At 41.1% G+C, this 25,619-nt stretch carries 23 protein-coding genes and 1 tRNA gene; 15 read left to right on the top strand and 9 right to left on the bottom strand.

The genetic code is table 11. From position 1 onward, the window contains the following. Positions 1-26: 26 nt before the first annotated feature. Positions 27-521: a phosphohistidine phosphatase SixA gene (gene sixA / locus CDG77_RS00195; protein WP_094327294.1), complete on the bottom strand. Its 495-nt coding sequence runs from the start codon at positions 519-521 to the stop codon at positions 27-29. Positions 522-572: 51 nt separating this feature from the next. After that, the gene (locus tag CDG77_RS37295; RefSeq protein WP_094327293.1) at positions 573-782 is read right to left on the bottom strand and encodes a ParE family toxin-like protein; all 210 of its coding nucleotides are present in this window, start codon (positions 780-782) and stop codon (positions 573-575) included. Between CDG77_RS37295 and CDG77_RS36140 the strand changes: the two genes are divergently transcribed. Next, complete coding sequence (locus CDG77_RS36140) at positions 716-886, top strand: hypothetical protein (RefSeq protein WP_190233876.1); 171 nt, start codon at positions 716-718, stop codon at positions 884-886. The genes CDG77_RS37295 and CDG77_RS36140 overlap by 67 nt on opposite strands. A gap of 40 nt (positions 887-926) precedes the next feature. On the opposite strand, the gene CDG77_RS00185 is transcribed toward CDG77_RS36140, so the two are convergent. The 3 genes from CDG77_RS00185 to CDG77_RS00175 form a co-directional block, all read right to left on the bottom strand. After that, positions 927-1,397: a DUF29 domain-containing protein gene (locus tag CDG77_RS00185; protein WP_094327292.1), complete on the bottom strand. Its 471-nt coding sequence runs from the start codon at positions 1,395-1,397 to the stop codon at positions 927-929. 197 nt (positions 1,398-1,594) lie between these two features. Then, entirely contained in the window at positions 1,595-2,878 is a 1,284-nt protein-coding gene (locus CDG77_RS00180) for a DHH family phosphoesterase (protein ID WP_094327291.1), read from the bottom strand. 645 nt (positions 2,879-3,523) lie between these two features. Next, positions 3,524-4,021, bottom strand: a complete 498-nt coding sequence (locus tag CDG77_RS00175; protein WP_094327290.1) for an HNH endonuclease — start codon at positions 4,019-4,021, stop codon at positions 3,524-3,526. A gap of 393 nt (positions 4,022-4,414) precedes the next feature. Here CDG77_RS00175 and alr point away from each other — a divergent pair, with 393 nt between their 5' ends. From alr to CDG77_RS00160, 3 genes are all read left to right on the top strand, one after another. Beyond that, the gene (gene alr, locus CDG77_RS00170) at positions 4,415-5,602 is read left to right on the top strand and encodes an alanine racemase (RefSeq protein WP_094327289.1); all 1,188 of its coding nucleotides are present in this window, start codon (positions 4,415-4,417) and stop codon (positions 5,600-5,602) included. Between the two features lie 124 nt (positions 5,603-5,726). Further along, positions 5,727-5,808 (top strand) — tRNA-Leu (locus CDG77_RS00165). 636 nt (positions 5,809-6,444) lie between these two features. Beyond that, entirely contained in the window at positions 6,445-6,759 is a 315-nt protein-coding gene (locus CDG77_RS00160) for a hypothetical protein (RefSeq protein WP_094327288.1), read from the top strand. 81 nt (positions 6,760-6,840) lie between these two features. On the opposite strand, the gene CDG77_RS00155 is transcribed toward CDG77_RS00160, so the two are convergent. Next, entirely contained in the window at positions 6,841-7,524 is a 684-nt protein-coding gene (locus tag CDG77_RS00155) for an HAD family hydrolase (protein ID WP_094327287.1), read from the bottom strand. A 661-nt stretch (positions 7,525-8,185) separates the two neighbouring features. Between CDG77_RS00155 and CDG77_RS00150 the strand changes: the two genes are divergently transcribed. The 8 genes from CDG77_RS00150 to CDG77_RS00115 all read left to right on the top strand — a co-directional run bounded on the left by CDG77_RS00150 (position 8,186) and on the right by CDG77_RS00115 (position 21,200). Beyond that, positions 8,186-9,253: a response regulator gene (locus CDG77_RS00150; protein ID WP_094327286.1), complete on the top strand. Its 1,068-nt coding sequence runs from the start codon at positions 8,186-8,188 to the stop codon at positions 9,251-9,253. Positions 9,254-9,319: 66 nt separating this feature from the next. Then, positions 9,320-9,697 (top strand): response regulator transcription factor, encoded by a 378-nt coding sequence (locus tag CDG77_RS00145; protein ID WP_094327285.1) that lies wholly within the window; start codon positions 9,320-9,322, stop codon positions 9,695-9,697. A gap of 4 nt (positions 9,698-9,701) precedes the next feature. Then, positions 9,702-10,199 carry a chemotaxis protein CheW gene (locus CDG77_RS00140; protein ID WP_094327284.1) on the top strand — a complete coding sequence of 166 codons (498 nt, stop codon included), beginning with the start codon at positions 9,702-9,704 and terminating at the stop codon, positions 10,197-10,199. Between the two features lie 56 nt (positions 10,200-10,255). Further along, positions 10,256-13,084, top strand: coding sequence for a methyl-accepting chemotaxis protein (locus tag CDG77_RS00135; protein ID WP_094327283.1), 2,829 nt, complete (start codon positions 10,256-10,258; stop codon positions 13,082-13,084). 139 nt (positions 13,085-13,223) lie between these two features. Then, complete coding sequence (locus CDG77_RS00130) at positions 13,224-16,271, top strand: hybrid sensor histidine kinase/response regulator (RefSeq protein WP_094327282.1); 3,048 nt, start codon at positions 13,224-13,226, stop codon at positions 16,269-16,271. Between the two features lie 210 nt (positions 16,272-16,481). Beyond that, entirely contained in the window at positions 16,482-16,937 is a 456-nt protein-coding gene (locus CDG77_RS00125) for a hypothetical protein (protein WP_094327281.1), read from the top strand. Positions 16,938-17,009: 72 nt separating this feature from the next. Then, complete coding sequence (locus CDG77_RS00120; RefSeq protein ID WP_223269668.1) at positions 17,010-19,682, top strand: NACHT domain-containing protein; 2,673 nt, start codon at positions 17,010-17,012, stop codon at positions 19,680-19,682. A 774-nt stretch (positions 19,683-20,456) separates the two neighbouring features. Beyond that, positions 20,457-21,200 (top strand): PEP-CTERM sorting domain-containing protein, encoded by a 744-nt coding sequence (locus CDG77_RS00115; RefSeq protein ID WP_094327279.1) that lies wholly within the window; start codon positions 20,457-20,459, stop codon positions 21,198-21,200. 229 nt (positions 21,201-21,429) lie between these two features. On the opposite strand, the gene CDG77_RS00110 is transcribed toward CDG77_RS00115, so the two are convergent. Continuing rightward, positions 21,430-21,714, bottom strand: a complete 285-nt coding sequence (locus CDG77_RS00110) for a DUF427 domain-containing protein (protein WP_094327278.1) — start codon at positions 21,712-21,714, stop codon at positions 21,430-21,432. Positions 21,715-22,353: 639 nt separating this feature from the next. Here CDG77_RS00110 and CDG77_RS00100 point away from each other — a divergent pair. The 3 genes from CDG77_RS00100 (at position 22,354) to CDG77_RS00095 (ending at position 23,419) form a co-directional block, all read left to right on the top strand. Next, positions 22,354-22,725 carry a hypothetical protein gene (locus CDG77_RS00100; protein WP_094327276.1) on the top strand — a complete coding sequence of 124 codons (372 nt, stop codon included), beginning with the start codon at positions 22,354-22,356 and terminating at the stop codon, positions 22,723-22,725. Between the two features lie 54 nt (positions 22,726-22,779). Further along, the gene (locus CDG77_RS36130; protein ID WP_190233874.1) at positions 22,780-22,926 is read left to right on the top strand and encodes a hypothetical protein; all 147 of its coding nucleotides are present in this window, start codon (positions 22,780-22,782) and stop codon (positions 22,924-22,926) included. Positions 22,927-23,095: 169 nt separating this feature from the next. Next, entirely contained in the window at positions 23,096-23,419 is a 324-nt protein-coding gene (locus tag CDG77_RS00095; protein ID WP_094327275.1) for a thioredoxin family protein, read from the top strand. Here CDG77_RS00095 and CDG77_RS00090 read toward each other — a convergent pair. Continuing rightward, complete coding sequence (locus tag CDG77_RS00090) at positions 23,406-23,639, bottom strand: hypothetical protein (protein ID WP_094327274.1); 234 nt, start codon at positions 23,637-23,639, stop codon at positions 23,406-23,408. The two genes, CDG77_RS00095 and CDG77_RS00090, sit on opposite strands and share 14 nt — an antisense overlap. Before the next feature lie 108 nt (positions 23,640-23,747). Continuing rightward, a complete protein-coding gene (locus CDG77_RS00085; protein WP_094327273.1) occupies positions 23,748-25,598 on the bottom strand; it encodes a S8 family peptidase in 1,851 nt (616 codons plus the stop codon). Between the last annotated feature and the right edge of the window lie 21 nt (positions 25,599-25,619).

Raw genomic sequence — 25,619 nt, 5'->3', positions numbered from 1 at the left:
CAACAATCGAAAATGTTGAAAAACTGTTATAGCAGGTACTTGGGTGGTGTCAACCAAAACATCTGACTCCGACCCACAGGAGAACCTGTTTCTGGTAGTTTTATCCCAATCATACCTGCTTTTTTCAAGACTAAGCTTTCTTTGACTTCTCCCCACAGGAGAATTTCTGCCCAATTGGTTAAATCAGGTTCGTGTCCAACCAGCGCCAGTTGGGTATTTTGGGAATAATTTCTCGGTTCTAACCAGTCTTTTAGCCAACTAGAAATTTGACCATCATGGGCGAGGTGGCTAGATTCTTCTAACTTGGAGCTTAGTTTTTCTTCTATAAGGATTTCAGCCGTTTGGCTGGCCCGCACTAAGGGGCTGGTGAGAATTAAATCAAAGCTTAAACCCAATTTAACAAGTTTTTCGGCAACTTTCTCAGTTTTTTGCCTTCCTTCTTTGGTAAGGCTGCGTTCTTCATCCTTGATGTCTAATGCCTTGTCTTCGGCGATGCCATGACGAATTAAGTATAGTTCCATACTTGGTATTACAAGTGAGCGGTTAGGTTACTCTTAGGCAATGTTAGAACGCTATCCACCACTTAGCAATCTGTCATACTCTGGATGTGACCCAATCCAAAACCAGACAAAATTATCATCTTCTTTTACAGCAAGCGCCCCATAATGTATACCAATACGCACTGACCAAAACTGACCGACTTTTTTGAAATGCAATGATGGGTGTTTGGGATCTTCCTGAAGAAACTGGTAACATCGATTGGCAAGCTCTTGGATATCAATTGGTAACTGGCGATAGTAATACCAAAAATCTGGGGTTGCTCATGATTATCATGATGTTAGCCATTTCTCATACTAAATTTAAGCCGTATTTTTACTTAATTTAGACTATGAGTAGCGGTTGTTAGAGGGTAAATAACTTTACGATTATTGGTCAGCGTTAGGATAAAAGTCTAAGTCTAAAATCTCATCAACAGAAAACGGACAAGCGATCGCAAAGTTATCCTCTGATAAACCAGTTTCCACCATTGCCTCTCGCCGCGCTCTTTGATAAGTAGTATTAATCCACTCGGCATCATTTAAAAAACGCCGCAAGCTAGGACTTTCTTGCAGCAATTCATCTATATTTAGTCGCTCACGGGTAATTGTCACTTGCCAACTGTGACTACGACGTTCTGGTTGATACTTGCATTTCAACAAATGCGATAAGACTAACCGTAACGCACTCTGCAAGGCACGCTGTTGACTCTTACCCAAGTCCACCACTTCCTCAATTAAGTTTTCTAAATCCAGCGTGTCCCACTGATGCGATCGCAAAAGCTCTGCTGTCTGCTCTACCCAAGCATAAAAATCTTGCTCATACAGAGTTTGTAACATTTGCAGTTCTATAATCTTCATGGGATTCTTCTTTTACAAATAATATTAAGCACGAATTACATCCTTAATCTGTTCAGCCTCAGTGAAAAGACCAAAATTCCCGACTTTTATAAAAAGTCGGGAAATACGTTGATCGCGAATGACTTAGGGATGCTATCTGACCAAACACTTTGACTGCTGCATAAGTTAGGAGTTCTCCCCATCTCCTTAATCTCCCTCTACTCCGATTGAATCGGGTTGTCTCTAGGATTAACCAACCTCAGCAGTTTTTGCTTAATTTGAGTGTCGAATACTTCCCATTTCATTTTCGCATAGGCAGAATTTTCGTTGCTGCCGGATAAGAAGCCCATCGGAATTTCAAAGCCGCCTGCGCTTGTCCTTCCACCGCCGAAAAACCGCCCTGCACTATCTTGTCCAAAGGCTTCTTTGATGAATTCATCAGGGTCAAGGGTCAGTTTGCTAGTTCTCAGGGAACCGATGACTATTTCCAGTTCATCGTCTTCATCGTGAACAATGCCGTAAACTACGGCAGTGTGGACGTTTTCTTCTGTGACGAGAAAATCAGCCGCTTGAGGGATGGCATCGCGGTCTTCGTAGCGTAGATAACCAACACCAGCAATGGAAAAGTTATTTTGGACGATGCGATTTTTTAGAGATCGCTCGATCACATCCATTACCCGCTTGGAACGGTTCGCCTGTAAAATAGCATTCAGCAGTTGGGCATCATAAAATCGGCTTAAATACGCCGCTGCCATAAAGTCTTCTTCTTGCGCTTGCATTAACCGATTTGTATCCGATCGCAAGCCGTGCATCAAGGCAGTGGCACATTTCACGTGTTGATTGATGCTGCTATCTAATGCCAGTAATCCTGTTTGAAGATATTGCGTAAAAATTGTTGCCGTCGCTCTTACGTAAGGACGGATATCCTCAAACTCTGAGTGCAGATCGCCTTGGATACTGTGATGGTCAATGAGTACCACTAGGGGAATTCCGGCTTGCTGCACTGCTGACAGTAGCTGTGAAGTGGTTCCTTGGTTATCAATTAATACAAAACCTTGATAAGATGACAAATCTTTAGTTTTCAAGGTTTGCGTTGTCCAGCGTTGGATTGGTAAGTTAGTCAGCCTTACCAAGGCAATATTTTCTTGATGGCTCAATGCGCCAGCATAAATTATCTCACATTTGATATCATATTGCTGGGCAATTAACTGATAAGCCCAGGCACAAGAAAGGGCATCAGGATCGGGAAAATCTTGCAGAATTACCAGTTGGCGATCGTGTCGGTGTGCCAGAAGAGTTTTTTGTAGTTCTTCTGACTTTTGTTGTGCCAGAGAATTACCACGGTGATTGAGATATATGGCCCCATCGCCTACCGATGGCGGTAATGATGGACTTTTAAATGCAATTTCCACTGGCGCTTTCTCTATTTCAGGTTCCTCTGGGTTTGGCTCTGTAGTCAATGACAAACTCTCAAACTGAGTAACGGGAGAATTCAAGTACATAGGGAACTTTTTTAAAGTGTTAGGCTCCTTTAATTCAGAAATACTACGATCGGTAATTCACTGAATTTAGCCACATTATTTTGATCTTCGCAAAAATATCAAGACATTGCACTATACATCTAAGTATATTTTTTGTCAGTAACAGCGCTTGACATCAACTAAATTCCATTGGAGGGGGGTATGAGTGCTGGAAACAAGGAAGTTTTGTATATTGGGCTGAATCTGGCAGCATAAATCTGTTTGAGAAGCTTTTTTCTCTTCGGTAAATTTAATCAGCAGAATTTTTATCTTACTTAAGGCATACTTTCTATCTTATACTTTCGGGTTAGTCCTTGATATTTTAAATATTCTTATGCTCAATCCTCTCATTATTGTGACTATTGAGCAATTAACAATTATTTTTGATTAACAATGGGTGTTTTATCCCCTTGGAAAATTATGAGAATTCAGAGAAGATGCAAAGCAAAAGGTAAACCCCATACACAAGTATCGAGGCTTGAGCGTTAACGGATTGCGCCTATCTACAAGACGCGATCGCCTTCGTTGCAAGCCATATAGCCGCCAATTTTCAGCACTCCATAACTAAAGTTGTTGGTTGTGTCCCAAAGCAGCAAGGTCTTTATTCTTTCTCCTCCGCTTTTTTGCTCAAAGCCCTATAACATACTTTTGCCACTCTGTATGCAATCCACTCTTAAGATGTTTGCTAACCTCGAAATAGAGGCTGCTATAAGGTTGGCGGGGAGGATGACGTAAAGGCATGTGAGCTTCATGGGGAGTGCGACTGCCTTTTTTAACATTGCAACGGACACAAGCGGTCACAATGTTCTCCCAAGTATCGCCCCCGCTGCGCGATCGCGGTATTACATGGTCTAGAGTCAACTCATCTCCTGTGTAACCACAGTATTGACAGGCATGACCATCGCGGTGCAATATATTTCGGCGAGTCAGAGGAATTTCTTTATAAGGAACGCGTACATAATGACGTAACCGGATTACGGTCGGCAATGGAAAATCCGAGTACAGGAATTTACCGTTGTGTTCTACGCGTTCTGCTTTGCCTTTGATTAACAGAACCACAGCACGCCGCCAACTCGTTATATTGAGAGGTTCGTAAGATGCGTTTAAGACTAAAACCTTCCCCATGTATCTGCGCTCAGGGTATTAGCTTTACATAAATGTTAACACAAATACACCCTGCTAGGGAGATGAGAATAAATTATACTTTCGGCAGAATTCTACAATTAATTGATGAGTTAAGAGTTATAAATCAAGAGTTAGCAGTTTGAAAGTAAAACTTCTCACCCGACAGCAGGAATTTTACGTAGGCTAATGCAAATAACACAGCAAAAAGCCGAGCCATAAGATTTACTTCTAACTCCTTGCGAATAAATCTTAACTTTTATTTTACTAACGCAACATCTTGTATCAATTCCAATATGAAGGTTAAACTTCCTATTTAATCTGATCTCGCTTTTAGGAGCGTGTATAGATAGATAACTTGAAAGTTTAGCCGTGGTGGGATAGGAGTCAGTACAAATGTTAAGTCGCAAAGAAATCCCTGGTGTAGTTCCTAATCAGCAGTGCGACCCCTACGCGTGGTTTTCGCAACGAGCTTGGGTAGAAATTGATTTAGGGGCATTGTCGTATAACGTACAGCAATTGGTGCAGTTTTTATCGCCGCGGACTCAGTTGATGGCAGTAGTAAAAGCTGATGCTTATGGACATGGAGCGGTAACAGTCGCCCAAACTGTAATTCAATCGGGAGCTAGTTGGCTGGGAGTCGCTACAGTTCCAGAAGCTATTCAATTGCGAGAAGGCGGGATTGAAGCGCCCATTTTGATTTTAGGAGCAACTCATACACCAGAACAGATTCATGCGATCGCACATTGGAAACTTCAGCCCACACTCTGTAGTCCTAAACAAGCTTTGGTATTTTCCGATACTCTGGAATCCATGAATCATGGTTCTCCAGTGGCCGTACACATCAAATTAGACACGGGAATGTCTAGGTTAGGAACTAATTGGCAGCAAGCTGGTGAATTCGTGCAATTAGTGCAGCGTTTACCACATCTATCTATTGCCAGTATTTATTCTCATTTGGCAACAGCAGACGATCCTGATACAACGGCAATGGAAGAACAGCATAGACGATTTGAGTCAGCGATCGCCCAAATCAAAGCAATGGGAATTGAAGTGCCATGCTTGCACTTGGCAAACTCAGCAGCTGCACTCACAGATCAGTCATTGCACTACGACATTGTGCGAGTAGGTTTAGCTGTTTACGGACTCTACCCAGCACCGCATTTACAAAATGCGATCGATCTCAAACCCGTTTTGCAACTTAAAGCACGAGTCACCCAAGTTAAAACAATTGCCGCTGGAACTGCTGTCAGCTACGGGCATAAATTTATTGCCCCGCGCGAACTTCGCCTTGCTGTCGTGGGAATTGGCTATGCTGACGGCGTTCCTCGCAGTCTTTCTAACAAAATGCAGGTGTTAATTCGCGGTCAGAGAGTTTCGCAAATCGGGACAATTACAATGGATCAGCTGATGCTGGATGTGAGTGCCATACCCAATATCCAAGAAGGAGAAGTAGTCACTTTGTTAGGGGAACAGGGAAAAGAACAGATTTCAGCAGATGATTGGGCTGAACAATTAAATACTATTTCATGGGAAATTCTCTGCGGGTTTAAGCATCGTCTGCCTCGTGTTGCAGTTATGTAATTGGGCATGGGGAAGAGGCAGAGGGGCAGGGAGAAGGGTGCAGGGGGAAAAACTCTTTCTTCTCGCCGACTCATTTATTCCCTATTCCCAAAAATAATTTCTTGTGGTAAGATAGTAAACTGATGCGGATATGGCGAAATTGGCAGACGCGCTAGATTTAGGTTCTAGTTCCGAAAGGAGTGAAGGTTCAAGTCCTTTTATCCGCACTTGTGACTTTGCGATCGCTCATTTATTGGATGATATCAAACCTGAAGACAATCATCTCTTATGGTGATTGCTGCGATCGCTTATCCTACCTTTTTTAGAGAAAATTTTAATTGTGACTGTGCTTTGTTGTTCCATGTAGCACTGCACTATGGACGCTGGTTCGCTTTCGGGTGGGCGAATGCTATGGCAGGGCTTCGCCAATCGCATTTGCTACAAGGCTAAACAGTAACTTCAAGGGAGCCTTGGGATTTTCAGTTAAGTAAGTCGGCATGAAAATTTCAATGTATGTCATTGCGAATGTAACGAAGTGGAATGAAGCAATCGCAAAGGTCTTGTAGTTTTTACATTCTGTTACATGCTTAGATTTATTTGTACCGACTTACTTATATAAAAAAGTTTTGAATAATCACCTCTAAATATAGGAATCCAACTTGAATCTTGCTAGGCATACTAGGGTATAACCCATGTCAGGGAAGATTTTGACCATTAGAACTTTTCAAAAATCAAATATAAATCCTAAAAATAGTTACTTTTGTAACTATTTCAACATGACTTTGTATACAGGCATATACCTGATTATTCCGATTACATTGAAGATGTACAAATCAAGTAATGCAAGGCACATTAAAGGATATATGAACCGCTTTAAATCTATTCTTCTTGGAGGCTTATTAGCAGCTGCTTCAATTGCTGCTGTTTCTCAAAATGCTAATGCTGCTGAATTTAAATCTGAGCATGATAACTTTAATCGTAATACTGTAGCTTTTAACAACAGTAAAGTCGAACACGAACGTCAAGTTCGCGAACAACGCGCTCGTGAATTACGCGAACGTCAAGCTCGTGAATTGCGCGAACGTAAAGCTCGTGAGTTACGCGAACGTCAAGCCCGTGAATTGCGGGAACGTCAAGCCCGTGAATTGCGGGAACGTCAAGCGAGACTTCATCACTAAACTGAAAATTTTCCCTCACTCATATTACGTTAGGAGAGTAGCAATACTCTCCTTTTTTTTGCATAAATAAATCTGCTTAAATTAATGCCCAAATTCAGCTAAATCTGAGGTGATGAGTTTTTCAATTAGTTCCATAACACCATCCCCCCGACTACCATTAGTCACAAAATCTACACGCTCTTTGAGCATCGGCAAAGCATTGGCAACCGCTACTGAATAACCACAAATATTGAGGAAATCATGGTCATTTTCGGCATCGCCAATCCCAACTACATTTTCAGGTGATAACTGCATCTCATCCAAAGCGGCAGCTAACCCTGTGGCTTTATTAATTCCTGATGGTAGCACCATCACCGCACCTTTATTCAATATAACTTGTAATTCTAATCCCATCTGGCGGATAGTTTCTAAAACTATAGTTTCTTGGGGATGCCAAGTCGCAACAATTACACGGCCAACTGACAGGGAATTGACTTGGCGATCGCGCAATGCGTTAATAAATTCTGCTGATGGTTGCGAACCTAATAGTTTCTCCCGACGGGTAGCTGGCGAATACAGCAAAGCGCCGTTTTCTGCTACTACATAATCAAATAAATCTACTTGTCCAAAAACTTGCAGCAATTCATCTAGCTGTCTACCTGTCACCAAGATGAGTTTGTAACCAGAATTCCGCAGACGTGAGAGTGCTGCCAAAGTATTATCATTTACATGATTGTCAGTTGCTAGTGTACCGTCGTAGTCAGTGGCCAATACAGAATAACGCATAAAGCCAGTAAATAAAGACACGAAGCATTCAGAAATTATACATCCTAATGCTTAATCAGCGCACTAACACTACATCCACAGTACGAATAAACTGGCGATCGCGCAAATTTTTTGGACAACCAGAAAAATTCACCTGGAGACTTGGTTAATTTCATACCTTTGGCCGATCTAGTTATTATTTCCTCTGAATTGTGTTTTATTTTTTTCAAAAAAATCAGTATTATCCCTGTAGTCACAACAGGGTTGCTTAATGAAGAGTGGCTTTATTTAGTACTTATATGCTTAAAGACTGGATTTTTTTAAGTGTAAATACAGAAGTTCAAATATATTGATTTAAGAAAATCAGTATTATTCCTGTGGTCAGATTGGGGTTACTCAATGGAAAGTGGCTTCATCTAGTCTTGACATTTCTATGTCTTATTCTCCAAAGATGTCTGTAAATCTCAGTAACAGGAAGTAAATTAATAAGAATTTACGAATTTGCTGAGATTTGATCGTTTGAAAAGAACGCTATTTTCGTTGAGTTTCACCACAAACCCTAAATATAAACTGATGTACTTTAACATACAAAAGTTTGATGCTTTTTACTTGATTTTAATTGTGGAATAACTCTATACGAATTTAGTTTACACGGATCGAATTTAGCTGAAGTAAAAGCAAAATGAGCACAACTCCTATAGGTAGCTACAGGTTGTTCCAGAAACTACATCCGCTATCTCTGTTGGCACAATTAACCAGTCGGCGTGCTACAGGGTGCTTAAGCATATTTACTGGAATAGTTTCTTGGTCAATTTATCTAGAGGACGGTAAACTTACTTATGCCTCCTATTCAGATAAACTGTTTGAGCGGCTTGACAGCCACTTGCGACGCTTAAGCCAGCAAATCCCCGCTCTCAACAGCGCCACTCGCGTGCAGATGCGGCTGATGTTTGAGACAAAGAATGAACATCAATCAATACCCAATGCGGATTACCAAGCTATTTGTTGGTTAGTAAATCAGGACTATATTACTTCTGTACAAGCAGCAAGCCTGATAGATGAATTAGCAAAAGAAGTACTGGAATCATTTTTATGCTTAAAAGAAGGTAGCTATGAATTCAGCCCGGAAAGCTCTTTGGATGAACTACCAAAGTTCTGCCGCCTGGATTTGCGGTTACTTGTTGAATACTGTCAAAAGCAATTACGAAATCGGCAAAATATCCAGTCATCAATTCCGGCTGGTGGGAGTTCCCAAGTTTTGTCTAAAATACAACCGTCTCAAGTTCAGCCACAACTACAAATAAAACTTGGGCAAAAGTTGCCGATACCAATCAATTTTGATATTCCTGAAAATAATAAAACTACTCAGCCAACTGTTGGCAAAAAGCTATATACAATTGCCTGCATCGATGATAGCCAAACAGTTTTGAATTCCATCAAACACTTTTTGGATGAAAATACATTTTCAGTTGTAACTATCAACGATCCTGTGAAGGCTTTAATGCAAATTCTTCGGAGTAAGCCCGATCTGATTTTGCTAGATGTTGAGATGCCAAGTTTAGATGGTTATGAGCTATGTTCATTATTACGAAAACATTCAGCTTTTAAACATACACCTATTATTATGGTGACTGGTAGAACAGGATTTATCGACAGGGCAAAGGCAAAAATGGTCAGATCGTCAGGATATTTGACTAAGCCTTTTACACAATCAGAATTGCTAAAAATGGTTTTTAAACATCTTGGTTAATTTATTAACAACCAATAACTATAACCAAATTTAATCGCCTTAAGTTATTTGTTAGGAGATTTAATAGTGAGTCTGACTTTAATTGGCACAATTCTGATTGTAGAAGATTCTCCCAGTGAATTGGAATTAATGAGCCATTATCTCAAAGAGAGTGGTTACAACGTAATTAAAGCAAGTGGTGCAAAAGAGGGTTTAGAAAAAGCTGTGTTAGAAAAACCAGATGCGATCGTTACTGATGTAGTAATGCCAGAAATGAGCGGATTTGAGTTGTGTCGTTCTTTGAGAAGAAATCCGATTACTTCAAAAGTGCCGATTGTGATTTGTAGTTCCAAAAATCAAGAAATTGACCGTTTATGGGCGATGAGACAAGGCGCAGATGCCTACATAACTAAACCTTATACTCGCGAACATCTGCTACGTACTATTAAATCAGTGGTAATTTGAATCAATGACTAGTACAAACATTACACTTCCTTTAAAACCAACTCAAAATAATTTAGCAGACGGTTATCTAAAGTTTCAGCTAAATCAACAGACTGCTGCGGTTTTATCAATGAAGCATACGCAAGAAGCAATTCTTGTGCCTATTGAATCTGTAACCCCAATGCCTAATATGCCCACCTGCATATTAGGATTAATGAATTGGCGGAGTCGGATAATTTGGGTAGTTGATTTGCCAAGAATGCTCAATTTAGAATCTCTTGATTATCGACTGCGGCAGTACAGTGCGATCGTTATTCAAGTGGAATCATTGGTGCTAGGTTTAGTTGTGCAAGAAATAAAAGGTACCACTAAGTTCATTCCTGATGATATTCAATCACCTATAGGACAAGTGGCATCCAGTTTAGTTCCTTATTTATGTGGCTGTGTTGTCCAACAAGAAGAAATATTGCTGGTATTAGATGCACAGGCAATTGGGCAATCTTCTATTCTCCGCAGTGAGTAGGGTGTACTACTAAAAATTTTAGTGTTCTTATTCACATAGTTAGGATAACTATTTTTATGTTTAATAAAACCAACGGAAATCAAGGTAGTAGCGCTCAAAATCGAGCATCACTGATTTCATCCCAAAAAATAACTGGTAGTGCCATAAAATTGCCAACTAAAAATAGTAGTGAAACGGCTAATAATTCTTCGCTAAATCAAGCTTTTGCCTCTTTTACAAAACTTGGATTGGCTAAGAAAGCGACTATTTTAGCGATCGCAATCGGTACAATACCAGTATTGGGTATTGGTGCGATCGCTTTTACTTTTGCCAATAAGTCCATTACTAAGCAAATTACCCAGTCTCAACAAGCTGAAGCCACTGGTTTAAGTGATAAAGTTAACCGTTTTATGTTGGGACGCTACAGTGATATTCAGGTCATATCAAGTTTGCTTTTTTTGACAAGTCCTCAAGCTAGTGTAAATATCACCACTCAGCAAAAGCAAGCAGTCCTAGATCGAGTTGTCGAAGCCTACAAAGCTTATGACAGCGTTGCTGTTTTCGATCGTCAAGGTAACTTGATTGTCCAATCCACAGGCGAACCTTTGGATAACCAAAAAGACCTTACCTACTTTCAAGACGCTTTACAAAAAGATACTCCTGTCATCAGTAAACCGGAAGCAGCAAAAAACACTGGTGTAGTGAATATTTATATAGCTGCACCTGTGAAAGAGACAAGGACGGGCCAAACCATTGGTGTGGTCAGAGCGCGGATGCCCGTAAAATCTTTAGAGGAAGTCATCAAGAACTACGTAGCCAATGGACAACAATACTATTTGCTCGATGCTTCAGGAACAGTTTTCTTGAGTCCCCAAAAGGAATTATTGGGGAAAGAAGCAAAAGCAGAGTATTCTAATTTACCTAAACTGCTGGCAGCAAATAAGGTAGATAGTTTTATAGATGTTTCCAAAACTGACAAAAAACCAGAATTAGTCAGCTACGTACCAGCCAGTAGGCTAGACGGCTTACCAGATTTAAACTGGCAAGTACTTTTATCCACAGATACAGCAATTGTATTTGAGCCGCAAAAACAGTTGTTGTGGACTATAGCCATCGGTACAGCAGTGACAGCATTGATTGTGGGTGCGATCGCATCTCGGTTAGCTAAACTGACTACACTGCCAATTATCACTGCAACTGCGGCATTAGCAAAGCTTGGTCAAGGTAAATTCAATACCCGTGTGGAAATCGAAAGTGAAGACGAATTAGGGGTATTGAGTGCAAACATCAACCTTATGGCCGAACAATTGCAGGTTTTAGTTAAGGAACAAGAAGTAGATATTGAAGGGGCAAAATTACTAGCAGATATTACCCTACGAATTCGGAAAAGTCTCAAAACTGAAGATATTTTTCACGCAGTAGTGAAAGAAGTTCAGCAAGTGCTAAAAACAGACCGAGTAATCATTTATAGTCTGAATCCAGATAAGCGGGATGGTGTTGTTGTTGCGGAATCGGTAACTGGTAATTGGCCAGAAATGCTTGGAGTGAAAATCGACGAGCCTTATTTTCGGGAACGTTATCTAGAAACTTCTCATGATGGACAGGTGCAAGCAATTGCCAATATTCATCAAGACCAAAGCCTGAAAAATGCCAACGGTTACATTCAATTTTTAGAAAAATTTGCTGTCAAAGGTAATTTGGTCGTACCAATTCTTGTCCAAGAGCAACTTTTAGGCTTATTAATTGCTCACCATTGCGAAACTGTGCGTGTTTGGCAACAACCGGAAATTGACTTGTTTCAACAGATAGCAACTCAAGTCGGTTACGCCTTAGAACAAGCCAAGTTGTTAGAAGAGATAGAACAAGTTAGAAATGTCGCAGTCACCGATTCTGACGATGAACGGCACCAAAAAGAAACACTGCAACAGCAACTTTTAGAACTACTCAACGATGTAGAAGGTGCAGCCAGAGGCGACTTGACAGTGCGTGCAGACGTGACAGCCGGAGAAATAGGCACTGTTGCCGACTTTTTCAACTCCATTGTCGAAAGCCTCCGGGATATTGTTACCCAAGTTCAACAAGCTGCCACCCACGTTAATACTGCCATTGGCTCTAACGAAGGAGCCATTCGCCATTTAGCAGAGGAAGCACTTACCCAAGCTGCCGAAATCAACCGCACCCTCGATGCTGTTGACCAAATGACCCAATCCATGAAAGCCGTAGCCGAAAGTGCCGAAAAAGCTGCTTTCGTTGCCAATCATGCGGCGCACACCGCTACCAAGAGTGGACACGCAATGGATTTAACAGTCCAAAATATCCTGTCTTTGCGGGAAACTGTGGGTGAAACTGCTAAGAAAGTGAAACGTTTGGGAGAATCTTCGCAACAAATTTCCCGTGTGGTTTCCTTGATTAACCAAATCGCCATTCAAACTAACTTACTGGCCATTAACGCTGGTATTGAAGCAGCGCGTGCGGGTGAAGAAGGTCAAGGTTTTGCCGTAGTTGCGGAAGAAGTCGGCGAACTAGCAGTCAGGAGTGCCGCAGCAACCCAAGAAATTGAACAAATTGTTGAAAATATCCAACGAGAAACCAGTGAAGTGGTGCAGGCGATGGAAATAGGCACTACCCAAGTAGTGGAAGGAACTCGAATTGTAGAGGAGGCTAAACAAAGTCTGAGTGAAATTTTGGATGTATCCCTTCAAATTGACTCCTTGGTGCAGTCGATTTCCACTGCAACTGCATCTCAGGTTGAAACATCACAAAGTGTTAGCCAATTGATGAAAGATATTGCTGCTATATCACAACGCACCAGCGATTCTTCTCGTCAAGTTTCCCAATCTCTACAACAAACTGTGGAAATTTCCCAGCAGTTGCAAGAGACTGTCGAGGCTTTCAAAGTTAGTTAAGTTTGTCATTTGTCATTTGTCATTTGTCCTTTGCTAGTGACCAATGATGAATGACTTTTGTTATTTGTTTGTTGTCTTTTTACTAATGGCTAATGACTAATAACTAATGACCAATGACCAATAACTAAGGACAAAAACCATGTTACAAGACAAAGAATTAGAAATCCAGATGCAGTTTCTGGAAGAAGCAACTGATTACTTAAATACGTTAGAAGGTGTGTTGCTAGAAATCGATACTAGTAACCGCATCGATTTAGATAAAATCAATGCTGCACTCCGCGCCGCTCATTCTATTAAAGGTGGTGCGGGGATGATGGGATTTAAATCGCTAAGTCATTTATCTCACCGTTTGGAAGATTCCTTTAAAGTTTTAAAAACTAAAAAAAATTCTCTAGAAATTGACACCCAATTGCAAAGTTTATTGCTATCTGGAGTTGATTGGCTGCGTCAAATTGTCGAATTGCTTGCAGAAGGAAATGTTGTTGAAGATGCGTGGTTAGCAACCTTTTGTTATCCAGTTTTTGATGAGTTGCACGATCGCTTAGGCGACCCCACCCCAGAGGATGCCTCGTCCATGTTATCCCCGGAGGATGGACAAGACGTTATCCCCTTGCTATTTGCCACAGAAGTAGAAGAGTGTTTGCAGCGTCTAGAATCTTTATTGGCAGATAGCCAACAGCCCGGATTGCATGAAGAAGTTGTGATTATGGCGGCGGAATTGGGTGGTTTGGGCGAAATGCTCCAGTTGGTAGCTTTTAGCAAGCTTTGTGAGTCAGTAACGCAGCAATTAGAAACGGCTAGCAGCGATCGCATTCCCGAAATTGCCCAGTTAGCATTGCAAGCATGGCGGCGATCGCAAGCTTTGGTGCTGACAAATCAATTAGATAACTTACCTACAGAACTTGATTTTGGTAGTTATACGCAATCCCAGCTACTATTACCACCAGCAGAAGTAACACCACAACTTCCCCCCGCAGACACAGATATCATCGATACAGAAGTCGTGCCAACATCTGTTTGGCAGCCAGAAAACATTAGAGAAAATTGGACTAATGATGAAGCGTTGGCGCAGCCTAGTGCAGGTATCGCTGCTAATTTTACATTTGTAGATGCAGAGTTTGCCGATGATGTTAATGCTATCAATGTTACAGAACAAAATCCCATATTTGCCAGAGAAAATAATTCTCCAGATGCCAAATCTAGCGAAGGTAAAGGAGAATCAAATGGCGTTGTTAAAGATCGGGAAATTCCTGAGAATAGCGTCCGAGTTCCCAGCAAACAACTAGAGCAAATTAATGATTTATTTGGCGAACTGATTGTTCAACGAAATGGCTTGAACTCGCAACTAGAAAGATTACGCAAACTCGTTCGTAACCTGAACCAGCGAGTACAAGTTCTCGATCGGGAAAACCAGGATTTACGTATAGCTTATGACAAAATTTCTACTCAAGCTGCTACGTCTGTGGGAGTGCAAGCTGAAAATGGACACCAAACACAAGGTACAGAGAGGGAATTTGATGCTTTAGAAATGGATCGTTATAACGATTTAAACCTGCGATCGCAGGAAGTTATGGAAACCATTGTTCAGGTACAGGAAGTTACAACTGATGTGCAACTCAGTGTAGATGATACAGACCAAATTGCTCGTAAAATTAACAAAACATCCAAACAGTTACAGACAAAGTTAAATCACATCAGAATGCGGCCGCTATCCGATTTAACCGAACGTTTTCCTAGAGCTTTGCGCGATTTAAATGTAGAGTATGGGAAAAATGTCCAGTTAAAAATTGAAGGTGGCAACACGTTAATTGAACGCAGCATTTTAGAAACATTAAACGAACCTTTAATGCATCTCTTAAGGAATGCTTTCGATCATGGTATCGAAGATTCTGGCACTCGCCGCCTTCTGGGTAAACCAGAACAAGGATTAATTGAAATTACAGCCAGTCACCGCAGTAATCGTACCCTGATTACCATCCGTGATGATGGTTGGGGCATTTCTTTGGAGAAAATTCGCACCCGCGCCCTCGCTATGGGATTAGATGCTTCTCTACTCGCTAATGCTAGTGATGAAGAACTATTATCACTAATTTTTGAACCAGGTTTTACCACCTCCGAGCAAGTTACAGCATTATCTGGTCGCGGTGTCGGTATGGATGTAGTTCGTAACAACCTCAAACTGATTCGAGGAGATGTGAAAGTTGATACAGAACCAGGAGTTGGTACTACCTTCACCCTATCAGTACCATTTACACTTTCCGTTGCCCGAGTTCTGCTGGTAGAAATCAACAAAATGCTGTTGGCATTTCCTACAGATGTCATTTCAGAAATATTCTTACTCCAAAACGAGCGAGTTTTTCAAATGGCAGGTAGCGAAGTTCTAAATTGGCAAGGAACTATGCTGCCACTGATTCGCCTGACTCCTTATTTAGAGTTTAATTGTCTGCGCTATGATACTTCAGAATTAGAGACTCCAGCAGCAATTAATGCTAACAGTGTATTAGTAGTCAAAGGGAATAATCAGCCAGTAGCAATCCAAATAGACCGTTGCTGGGGCGAACAAGAAGTTGCTATTCGCCAAGTTGAGGGAAATATACCTTTACCGGAAGGCTTCAGCAACTGCACAATTCTCGGTGATGGTCGAGTAGTGCCACTAGTTAATGTTAATGAATTGCTGTATTGGATTGCTACAAATCGCCGGACTCCTAAAGGTATTCAATTACCATCGGCAAGGTTAAAAACGCCATTCTTGATATTTGATGAAAATAAAATATCAGCAGCATCTGTGAAGCAGAAAGGCACAATTTTAATTGTGGATGACTCGATTAATGTTCGCCGCTTTTTAGCCCTGACTCTGGAAAAGGGAGGTTATCAAGTAGAACAAGCTAAAGATGGTCAAGATGCTTTAGAAAAACTCCATAGTGGATTAAGAGTTGAGGCGGTAATTTGTGATATTGAAATGCCTCGACTTGATGGTTATGGCTTTTTAGGTAAGGTAAATTCAGATGTTGATACAAAAAATATTCCAGTTGCGATGTTGACTTCTCGTAGCAGCAATAAACATCGACAACTAGCTATGCAATTGGGGGCGCGGGCTTACTTTTCTAAACCTTATAACGAGCAAGAATTACTCCAAACGTTGGAGGAAATAATTCGTAATGTGGCAGAGAAGGCAGCTTCTAATTGATAATTCATAATTAGATTTCATATATTTTGTAGGGTGCGTTAGCCAAAGGCTAACGCACCGTTTATTTTATAGTGCCTTGGCGATTAGAAATCACGGCTATACAGACAAAACCCCCCTGTGCGGGTTAAAAAGCTGGGTTATGTTCAGTAATAATCGCCCAGCTTTTGCGTAATACTATTTGTATTATTTAATTTAATTTGTAGTGAATTTATGATAACTGTAACACTGACGGCTGTTGCTACTGCGATCGCAACTACGCTTTGGACTAAAGCACAGGAGAAAATCGGCGAAAATATTGGTGATGCTACATGGACCCTAGGTGGCAAGTTAATCGGATTACTCCGCCAGAAGCATCAAGCACCATCTCTCACTAGTGTTGTAGAAGCAAATGAACCGCAACGATTAGATTATGGTCAAGCAGTGCTGGAACTTCAAGCAGCAGCACAAGACCCAGAAATTGCTCAAGCTGTTGTAGAAGTAGAAACAGCAGTCAACAAAGATCAATCTGAGACTGCTAAGGAAATTCAAAAATTAGCAGCAGAAATCAAGTCGGAGCCTTCAGTTATCAACAACTTTGCAAAGTTAGCAGAGAATCTTACGATCGAAAAAACAGCAATGGTTGCCCAACAAATCAATAATACTGGGTCAATCACTAATAACTTCTGACCAAAGTCGTCTCAAGGGGAGGATGGGACAAAATTAACTCCCGATGACTGGCGTAAAATCTGCCGTGAATTGTTGGCAGAACGGCAAAAGCTGACTACAAATCCTCTGACATCGACTGAAGGGGTAGCGCTGCAAGTTAATGATGTTTACGTACCATTGGGATTAATTGAGCGTAAAAAACAATCTAAGCGTCAGGGTGATATTTCTCCAGAACAGGGGTCAGAACTGTACAAAGAGACAGAAATCACCAAAACGTTTGAGCATGATGCTTTTCTTGAACAAGTTCTCAAACAGAAGAACACGCCTAAAAGTCAAGGTAAGCGAATTGCAATTATTGGCGAACCAGGTGCAGGAAAGACAACACTATTACAGCAGATTGCTGATTGGGTATCTCGTGAGATTCACCAGTCAATTGTCATTTGGGTATCTTTAGCCGATTTGCGAGAGAAGGAACTAAAATCTTATCTGTTTGAAACTTGGTTAACTCAGGTTGCTGAGAAAATAGGTAAAGCTGAAGCCACTAAGCAATTGAAGAATGATTTTGTTACTCTGTTTAATCAAAATAATGTGTGGCTGTTGTTAGATGGGTTAGATGAAATGTCCGCATCTAATCCTCTAACAGAGATTGCACGGCAATTTCGTGAAGGGGGGTTAATTTCTCAAGTGCGAATTGTGCTAACCTGTCGGGTTAATCTGTGGGATGGCAGCATTAATGCACTTAATGATTTTGATACCTATCGCACTTTAAATTTTTCTTATCCACAACAGGTAGAGAAATTTATTCACAAATGGTTTGCTGCTATTCCTGAAACTGGAAAGCAGTTATGTACTGCGTTAAAAAAATCAGGTAAAGAACGGATTCAGGATTTAGTGAAAAATCCTTTGCGGTTAACGCTGCTGTGTTTAAATTGGCAATCGGGAGATGGTAAATTACCCGATACTCAAGCGGGACTCTATCAACAATTTGTTGATGACTTCGACAATTGGAAAAAAGCCGAATTTGCTACAAATTCTGACCAGCGTCAGCAACTCAATATCAAATTGGGGGAATTAGCTAAAGAAGCAATAGACAAAGAAGCAACCCGTTTTCGCTTGCGGCAGGATTTTGTTAATCAGTTTTTGGGTGATGCTGATGATGAAAATTCGCTGCTGAAATTGGCACTAAATCGCGGTTGGCTAAACTGTGTTGGGATAGATACGAATAGAAAACATGTTTACGCTTTCTTTCATGCCTCATTTCAAGAGTATTTTGCTGCTAAAGCAATTGATGACTGGCGTTTCTTTCTCAAGCACGTTCCTAAAAATCCCAGTCAAGGAACTTATCGCATCTTTGAACCGCAATGGAAGCAAACAATATTACTTTGGCTAGGACGACCAGAAGAAAACCTCAAACAGCAAAAACAACAGTTTATCGATGCTTTAGTTACTTTTAAAGATGGATGTCGTAAATGTTATGAATATCGTGCCTATTTTTTAGCTGCCGCAGGCATTGCAGAATTTAAAGATTATTTTAAAGCAGATGAAATAATAGCGCAAATTGTCAAGTGGACAATTGATAGTCTGAGGTCAATCGAAGAGGAAGCTAAGTCAGCATTGCAACAAACAGACCGCATAAAAGCGATCGCAGCCTTGGTAAAACAGTTGCAATCAAAAGATGCGAACGACTACACCCGTATACAGATAGCATCTAGCTTAGGGCAAATCGACCCTGGTAATAAAATTGCGATCGTAGCCTTGGTGCAACTGCTGCAATCAAATCATCTAGATGGCTTCATCCGTTGGCAAGCAGGATATAACTTAGGGCAAATCAATCCTGGCGATGAAATTGCGATCGCAACCTTGGTGCAACTGCTGCAATCAACTAATGTGGATGACATTACCCGTAGCCTCGCAGCATCAAGCTTAGGGCTAATCGGCACAGGCAATAAAATTGTGATCGCAACCTTGGTGCAACTGCTGCAATCAACTAATGTGGATGACTTCACCCATAGCTTGGCAGCATCAAGCTTAGGGCAGATCGACCCTGGCAATGAAATCGCAATCGCAACCTTGGCGCAACTGCTGCAATCAATTAATTTGGATGTCTTCACCCGTTGGCTGGCAGAATCTAGCTTAAGGAGAATCGTCACAGGCAATGAAATTGCAATCGCAGCTTTGGTGCAACTACCGCAATCAACTAATATGTATGACTTCGCCCGTAGCTTGGTAGTATCAAGCTACGGGCAAATCGACCCAGACAATGAAATTGCGATCGCCGCCTTAGTGCAACTGCTGCAATCAACTACTGTGAAGGACTCCACCCGTAGGCAGGCAGCAGATAGCTTAGGGGAAATCGACCCAGGCAATGAAATTGCAATCGCCGCCTTGGTGCAACTGCTGCAATCAACTACTGTGGATGACGACACCCGTAGTGAAGCAGCAGATAGCTTAGGGAAAATCGCCACAGGCAATGAAATTGCGATCGCAGCCTTAGTGCAACTGCTGCAATCAACTACTGTGAATGACTCCACCCGTTGGCAGGCAGCAGAAAGCTTAGAGAAAATTCTACAGGATAATAAACATCGCTTTGAGGTAGTTAAAGCTTTAAGTGGTTATTGGCAATTGGATAATGACTGCTACGATTTAACCTGGAATTGCGCCCAGAATATGCCTTACCCCGATTTCTATCAAGCTTGTCATCAGCGTAATCTTGCTACTCGTGTAATGCAAAGCTTAAAGAAAATCCTCTTCACAAGAATAATTTAAGTACTTTTGCAGCAGCGAACTTACAAATGAAGTTCTCATGGTAACGGCAGCTTGTCCATTTGTTACCAACACAGAAGCGGACGTTAAGAATAAAGTTGTTGTCGTTACCACAGCTTGTCCATTCGTTAAGAACACAAGTTGTTTCGTTCAAAATGCTTATCCGTTGGCAACAAAAACTTGTCCATTCGTTCACAACACAAGTTGTTTCGTTCAAAACGCTTATCCGTTGGTAACGAAAACTTGTCCGTTCGTTCACAACACAAGTTATTTTGTTCAGAACGCTTATGTATTTGTGACAAAACTTATGCGATCGTTACCACAGCTTAAGCAAAACTTATCAATGCAGTTGTTTCGTTACCAAAGCTTATCTATTTGTGGCAAACGCTTATGCAATTGTTACCACAGCTTAAGCAAAATTTATATATACAAGTCCTATACAATTACCAGCATAATTCAGATTCACGAAAGGTTGGTACGATGCGATGACCGGAAATACTGTACCTATCTCTCAGTTGTGGCAAGGTATTGATGCAGAGTGAACCACCTTTGATTCAAGTCAAAGCCACGAATAGGCGATCGCTATTCGCTGCATATTGAAGCATTTCTAGCGATACGGGCAATATTTCACAGCCTTTTGAAAATTATTCAATTACATTTTGAATCTGTTAATTATTAAAACCCGCTTTGCAAATTAAATTTAAACATTATGATGTATCTATGTAATTGTACAAATAACTTTTTTATTCTTTGACAAATTAATACCAGGAGTTTTAGGTGATAAAAAACAATAGAAAAAAGGCTGTCGCTCAAGCTATTTCCACAGCCGTTGCTTTGTCCTGGGTAATAATGCAAGTGGAATCAGCCCAAGCTGCTACCTTGACGGTTAACAATCTCAATGACACTGGCATTGGCTCGTTGCGAGACACTATCAACATTGCAACTAGCAATGACGTAGTAGAGTTCCTATTGGGTAGTAATCCCAGTACAATTACCCTGACGAGTGGGGCAGTTGCGATCGCTAAAAACCTAACTATCAATGGCCCAGCTGCTAATTTACTTACTATCAGTGCCAACAATCAATTCCCCGTCTTTGACATTACCGCCGCCGATGTTATACTTTCTGGGCTAGCGATCGCTGGTAATATCAATGGTTACAATTCTAGTAACCTAACGTTTATCAATAGTACTGTTAGCAGTGACGATGTGAAAATAGATAACAGTACTGGTAACGTAACGTTTATCAATAGCACTATCAACGGCAATAGTGTGCAGATTAATGCTAATTCACTGACACTGATTAATGATAGTAATGTAACAGTTCCAAGTAACCCAACCAGCGGCGGCAATTCTGGGCAAAGCAGTAGCGGTGGCAATATTTCAATCGGAGCAGGCACCATCAGTATTACAAACCCTAACGTTACTGTGAGACAAGTACCCGAACCAAGTGCGATCGCTGGTGTTATACTTGCTGGTGGTCTGGCTTGGTTAGTGAAGAGAAAGCAAGTATTTATTAGCTAAAACTCTGAATGAGATTTCCCATAAATGACTATCAGGGTATACTTCTGAGTCTGTAATTGAAAAACTGCGATCGCTTCAGTAAATCACATCCCAAAATCCTTACTGATACTTAGCAAATATTTTAAGACTGTGGAGGTTGACACAAGCCAACCTCCACAAAGTTTAGTTTGATGATTGCTGTAAATTGTGAATCAATTTCCCGGAAACAAAATACTTCTAGGAACCTTTATTAAGCCTCAACTTTTACACCCTTCCAGAAGGCCACATAACCCTCAATATTCTTAGCCTTCTCTTTAGTGCTGGGATAGTACCAAGCAGCATCTTTGTTGATTTGTCCATCAACTTCAATACTGTAGTAGCTAGCGACACCTTTCCAAGGACAAGTACTGTGAGTGTTGCTGTCTGTGAAATACTCCTTGTTAATGGTGTCAGCAGGGAAATAATGGTTGTTTTCCACAACTACGGTGCGATCGCTTTCGGCTAAAACTGCGCCATTCCAAATTGCTTTCGGCATAAGTGAGTTTGCAAATAAACTATACACTTAACATTTTGACACGCTCGGCTTACTTTATCCTCCTGAACGGCTAACTTACATCAGAGTCCATTCAAGCTCAAATTAATAATCAATAAGGTCTATCGAAAACTTTGCAATGCCAATTAATACTGGCATCACTTTTGTTTATCAAATTAAAAATTAAAAGTATTTGCTTCCCTCATGAATATTTCCTAGCATATTGGTATAGAAACGTAGTTAGTAAAAAACTTGAATTTCAGTTTCTAGCCGACAGAAAAAAACTTAGAAGATAAGAGCCTCATTACTATGAAATTTACAAGTTTTATAAGTTATGCACATATTGTTGCTTGGATGAATTCTATGCTTAAAATCACTAGCGTTCGTACAGCCAATAATAACAATAGCGCATCAATAAACCCAGCAGTAAACTCTGACGCTTTATCTAGCTATTCGAGGAATGTAAATTCTCTCAAATCATTTGACACTGCTTTTATTGCATATCAGATGATGGGTCTGAGCAATTTTGATGAAAGAAAATTTTAGAAAGTAGTAACTTAATAACAAAAAAACAAAACTACTAACAATAGGGTTTTATTACTAGATAACGCTAATTAATCTAGTTGAAATTAGGAGAAAATTATGAAGATTATAAACTTGATAAATTCTGCACTGATTGTTGCGTGTATTGCTTTTCTACCTGCAATTGTTGACGCTCAAACAGTTAATACAAACAATAGTGCTGAACAAATCAACACAGATTCGTCAAATGTCAGCTATCTTCAACCTTTCAATATTGCCTTTTTAGCTTATAAAGGTGCTTTCAAAGAGCAGGGTATTCCCAGTGCTGGTCGTTTGATATCTGAATTCCAAATAGGAAATGTGACTGCAAAAGATGTGGTTGAGGCTGCTATCAAGGCTAAAAAGTTACCAGCACAAGTTTTGAACGATCGAGGTTATGTCAATGCGGTCGAGTCGCAGTTGAAATCAACGATCGATGGTATTAGTCAGTGATTTAAGTAACTAAGTGCAGATTGGTCAAAGTTTGTAAATACGCGATAAAAAGTGATGTCTCCGAGGGGCTGTGCCTTCGCTCCTGCCTCTTCTATAGCAAAACAAGCGATCGCAGCCTATAGCCCCTTTAAGGTGGTGAGAACTACCGCAGAAGCAATATCTGCGTTGCTTGTCAAGGCCAGTTTTGCTCAAGGAGGGTAACTGGAAATTAGCTCACCGGTTAAAGAAATTTCCTGACTTTGTTGCGGCTCTAGAGGCTGCTGCTTCTCAAAGTTAGATAAAAATTTATTACACTAATGACCAGCTATATGATAGTATTTCATGGCATTATGCTAAAAAACTTTGCCTGAAACCAAAGAGTTACCAACCCATGAGTTTAGCTGTAATTAAGTTCTCTTCAGAAGAGTGCGGCATTTGCCACAAAATGTCTTTTTATGACAAAAAAGTGGCTGAAGAACTGGGTTTAGAATTTATTGATGTGAAAATGCAGGATACGACTGCTTACCGCAAGTATCGCAAGATTTTATTGACTCAGTATCCCGACAAATCAGAAATGGGATGGCCTACTTACATCATCTGCAATTCTCCAGAAGGGGAATTTCAGATTGTCGGTGAAGTAAAAGGAGGTCATCCCAAAGGTGAATTTAGAAGCCGTCTTCAAGAGGTTCTGAATTCCACAGCTAATCAGAACTAATTACCTCAAAAGATTTAACCTCTAGGACAGGGCCAATCATGGCAGTTGTCATGATATCTTCACGCACCTGTCCCTTAACTTTTGCTTTTTGTGCTTCTTTGAGTAAGTCTTTGTCAGCCCCTCTGAGGATCTCGTAAGTAACGCCCTCTTCTGTGACTAATGCCCATGCGCCTGTGCCAATATCACGGCGTTGGATTGTACCTGTAAGTGTAATGCTCATAAATAGTGCTGATTTGTGAGTGCTGTTAGCGGTAGCGGGGCGTTTAGCCCCTGCTGAGTGGGGAAGTTAGGAGTTATTAAGAATTCTTCCCAATTCCCCATTCCCCATTTATGCTATCTTTTCTTCGTTTTTCAATGCTAAACGAACAAGTCCATAACAGATTAGGGCATTGGCGATGAGGAATAGGCGTGCTATGTTACCACCTCCCAAACCCCAAACGGCTGGATCGAAAAATGCACTTACCGTCAAGCACGCTGCGACACCTAATGTCGAACCAATGGCAAACCATTTCCAACTAGGATGTCCCAACAGCAATGCCATCAACACAATGGGAATCAGTATGCTAGCAAATAGGGGATTCAACGCATCAGTTCCTTGAAGGGTATTACCTAGTTCGGGAATTGAACTGCCCAAAACTCGGAAAGGCCACTGGGGAAGATCAAAAATATAGATTCCCTTAAGGAAGAATAACCCAGAACTGCCGGCAGTTAATCCACTGAATAAAGACCAACTCCAAGTGAAAGGGAAGTAAACTCGTAAAAACCAAGCCAGCAGATAGGAACCAACTACCATTAAAATCTTAGGTAACAGTGCGATCGCACCACCATCAATCCAAAAGCCGGGGTTAAGATAGCCGCTATCCCGTAACCACCGAAAGAAATCTGGAAAACTGATTTGTCCGCTAAAGGCTAGTTTGACTGCTGCTTCTGCATTGAGTTGTCCAGCGCCATAATAGTTCAAACCATCATCCTGAATCACTCGTGCTGACTGTTTGAGGACTTTTAAAACTTCATCTGGTTCTTTGATACCAGCCGCTTTAATTAAAGCTGCAACACCAGCAACATGGGGAGCAGCCATGCTTGTACCCTGGAAGCCTAGAAAGACCCCTTCGCCCTTTTCATCAATAGTTTCTTGGAGAATCTTACCAGCTTCACTACCACCAGGAGCCGAGATATCTACCCCAGCGCCAAAGTTAGAGTAGGGCGCTCTTTCGCCATCTGGGCCAATTGCCGAAACGCCGATTACATAAGGATAGCGGGCTGGATAGCTTGCCCCATTGGTGTTTTCATTCCCAGCTGCGGCAATAATAACTACACCTTTTCTATGGGCATACTCGATCGCTTCTTTCATCAACTTGCTTTCACCGCCACCGCCCAAGCTCATATTAATTACATCTGCGCCTTTATCAGCAGCAAATTTAATCGCTTCGGCAATATCGGCAACTGTACCGCCGCCATAAGAACTGAGTACCTTAAGTGGCATCAGACTGGCTTCATAAGCAATTCCAGCTACGCCATATTTGTTATTTGTGGCTTGGGCAATAGTTCCGGCAACATGAGTACCATGACCATTATCGTCTGTGGCTTCTTCTCGGTCGTTAACAAAATCATAGCCTTTGACGAATTTTGTCTCATATAAGTCGCGCACCTTAGTAATCCCGGTGTCAATTACCGCAATTGTGATGCCACTGCCTTTGGTTTGACTCCATGCGCCTTCAATACCGATTTTGTGCAAGTTCCACTGCTTGCTGTAATATTGGTCATTGGGGCCAGTTAATGAAGGACTTGCTTCATCATCTTCTTGGGGTGTCAAAAATTCTCCAAGCCAAGCAGCTTTGCCGGGTTGTGGAATCTTCCTGTAAATATAATTTGGTTCAATGAATTCTGTAGCTTGGGCAAATTGAGATTTTTTCAGTTCTTGGAGTCGCTGGCGATCGCCTTTGACAATATACACATTATCTTTTTTGGAAAACTTGTTGTCTAATTGGGGTGTAACGTTGTATTGTTTGGCGATCGCTTGCAAATCCTGTTCCACCACAACTGATGGAATATCTTCCCGAAAATCAAGCAAAATCGTCTCAAACTCTCCTTTCGCTGCCAGTCCCTGAAAATTCAGGAAACCAAACATGGCAGATCCCAGCCCAATGACAAACAAGCACAATAATATAAGTTTTCTCATATTAACTCATCACCGCTTTTT

This window comes from Nostoc sp. 'Peltigera membranacea cyanobiont' 213 (genome assembly GCF_002245975.1).
Classification (GTDB): Bacteria; Cyanobacteriota; Cyanobacteriia; order Cyanobacteriales; family Nostocaceae; genus Nostoc.
The sequence above is the reverse complement of the archived record's forward strand: the minus strand, read 5'-3'. Positions and strand labels throughout refer to the sequence as shown.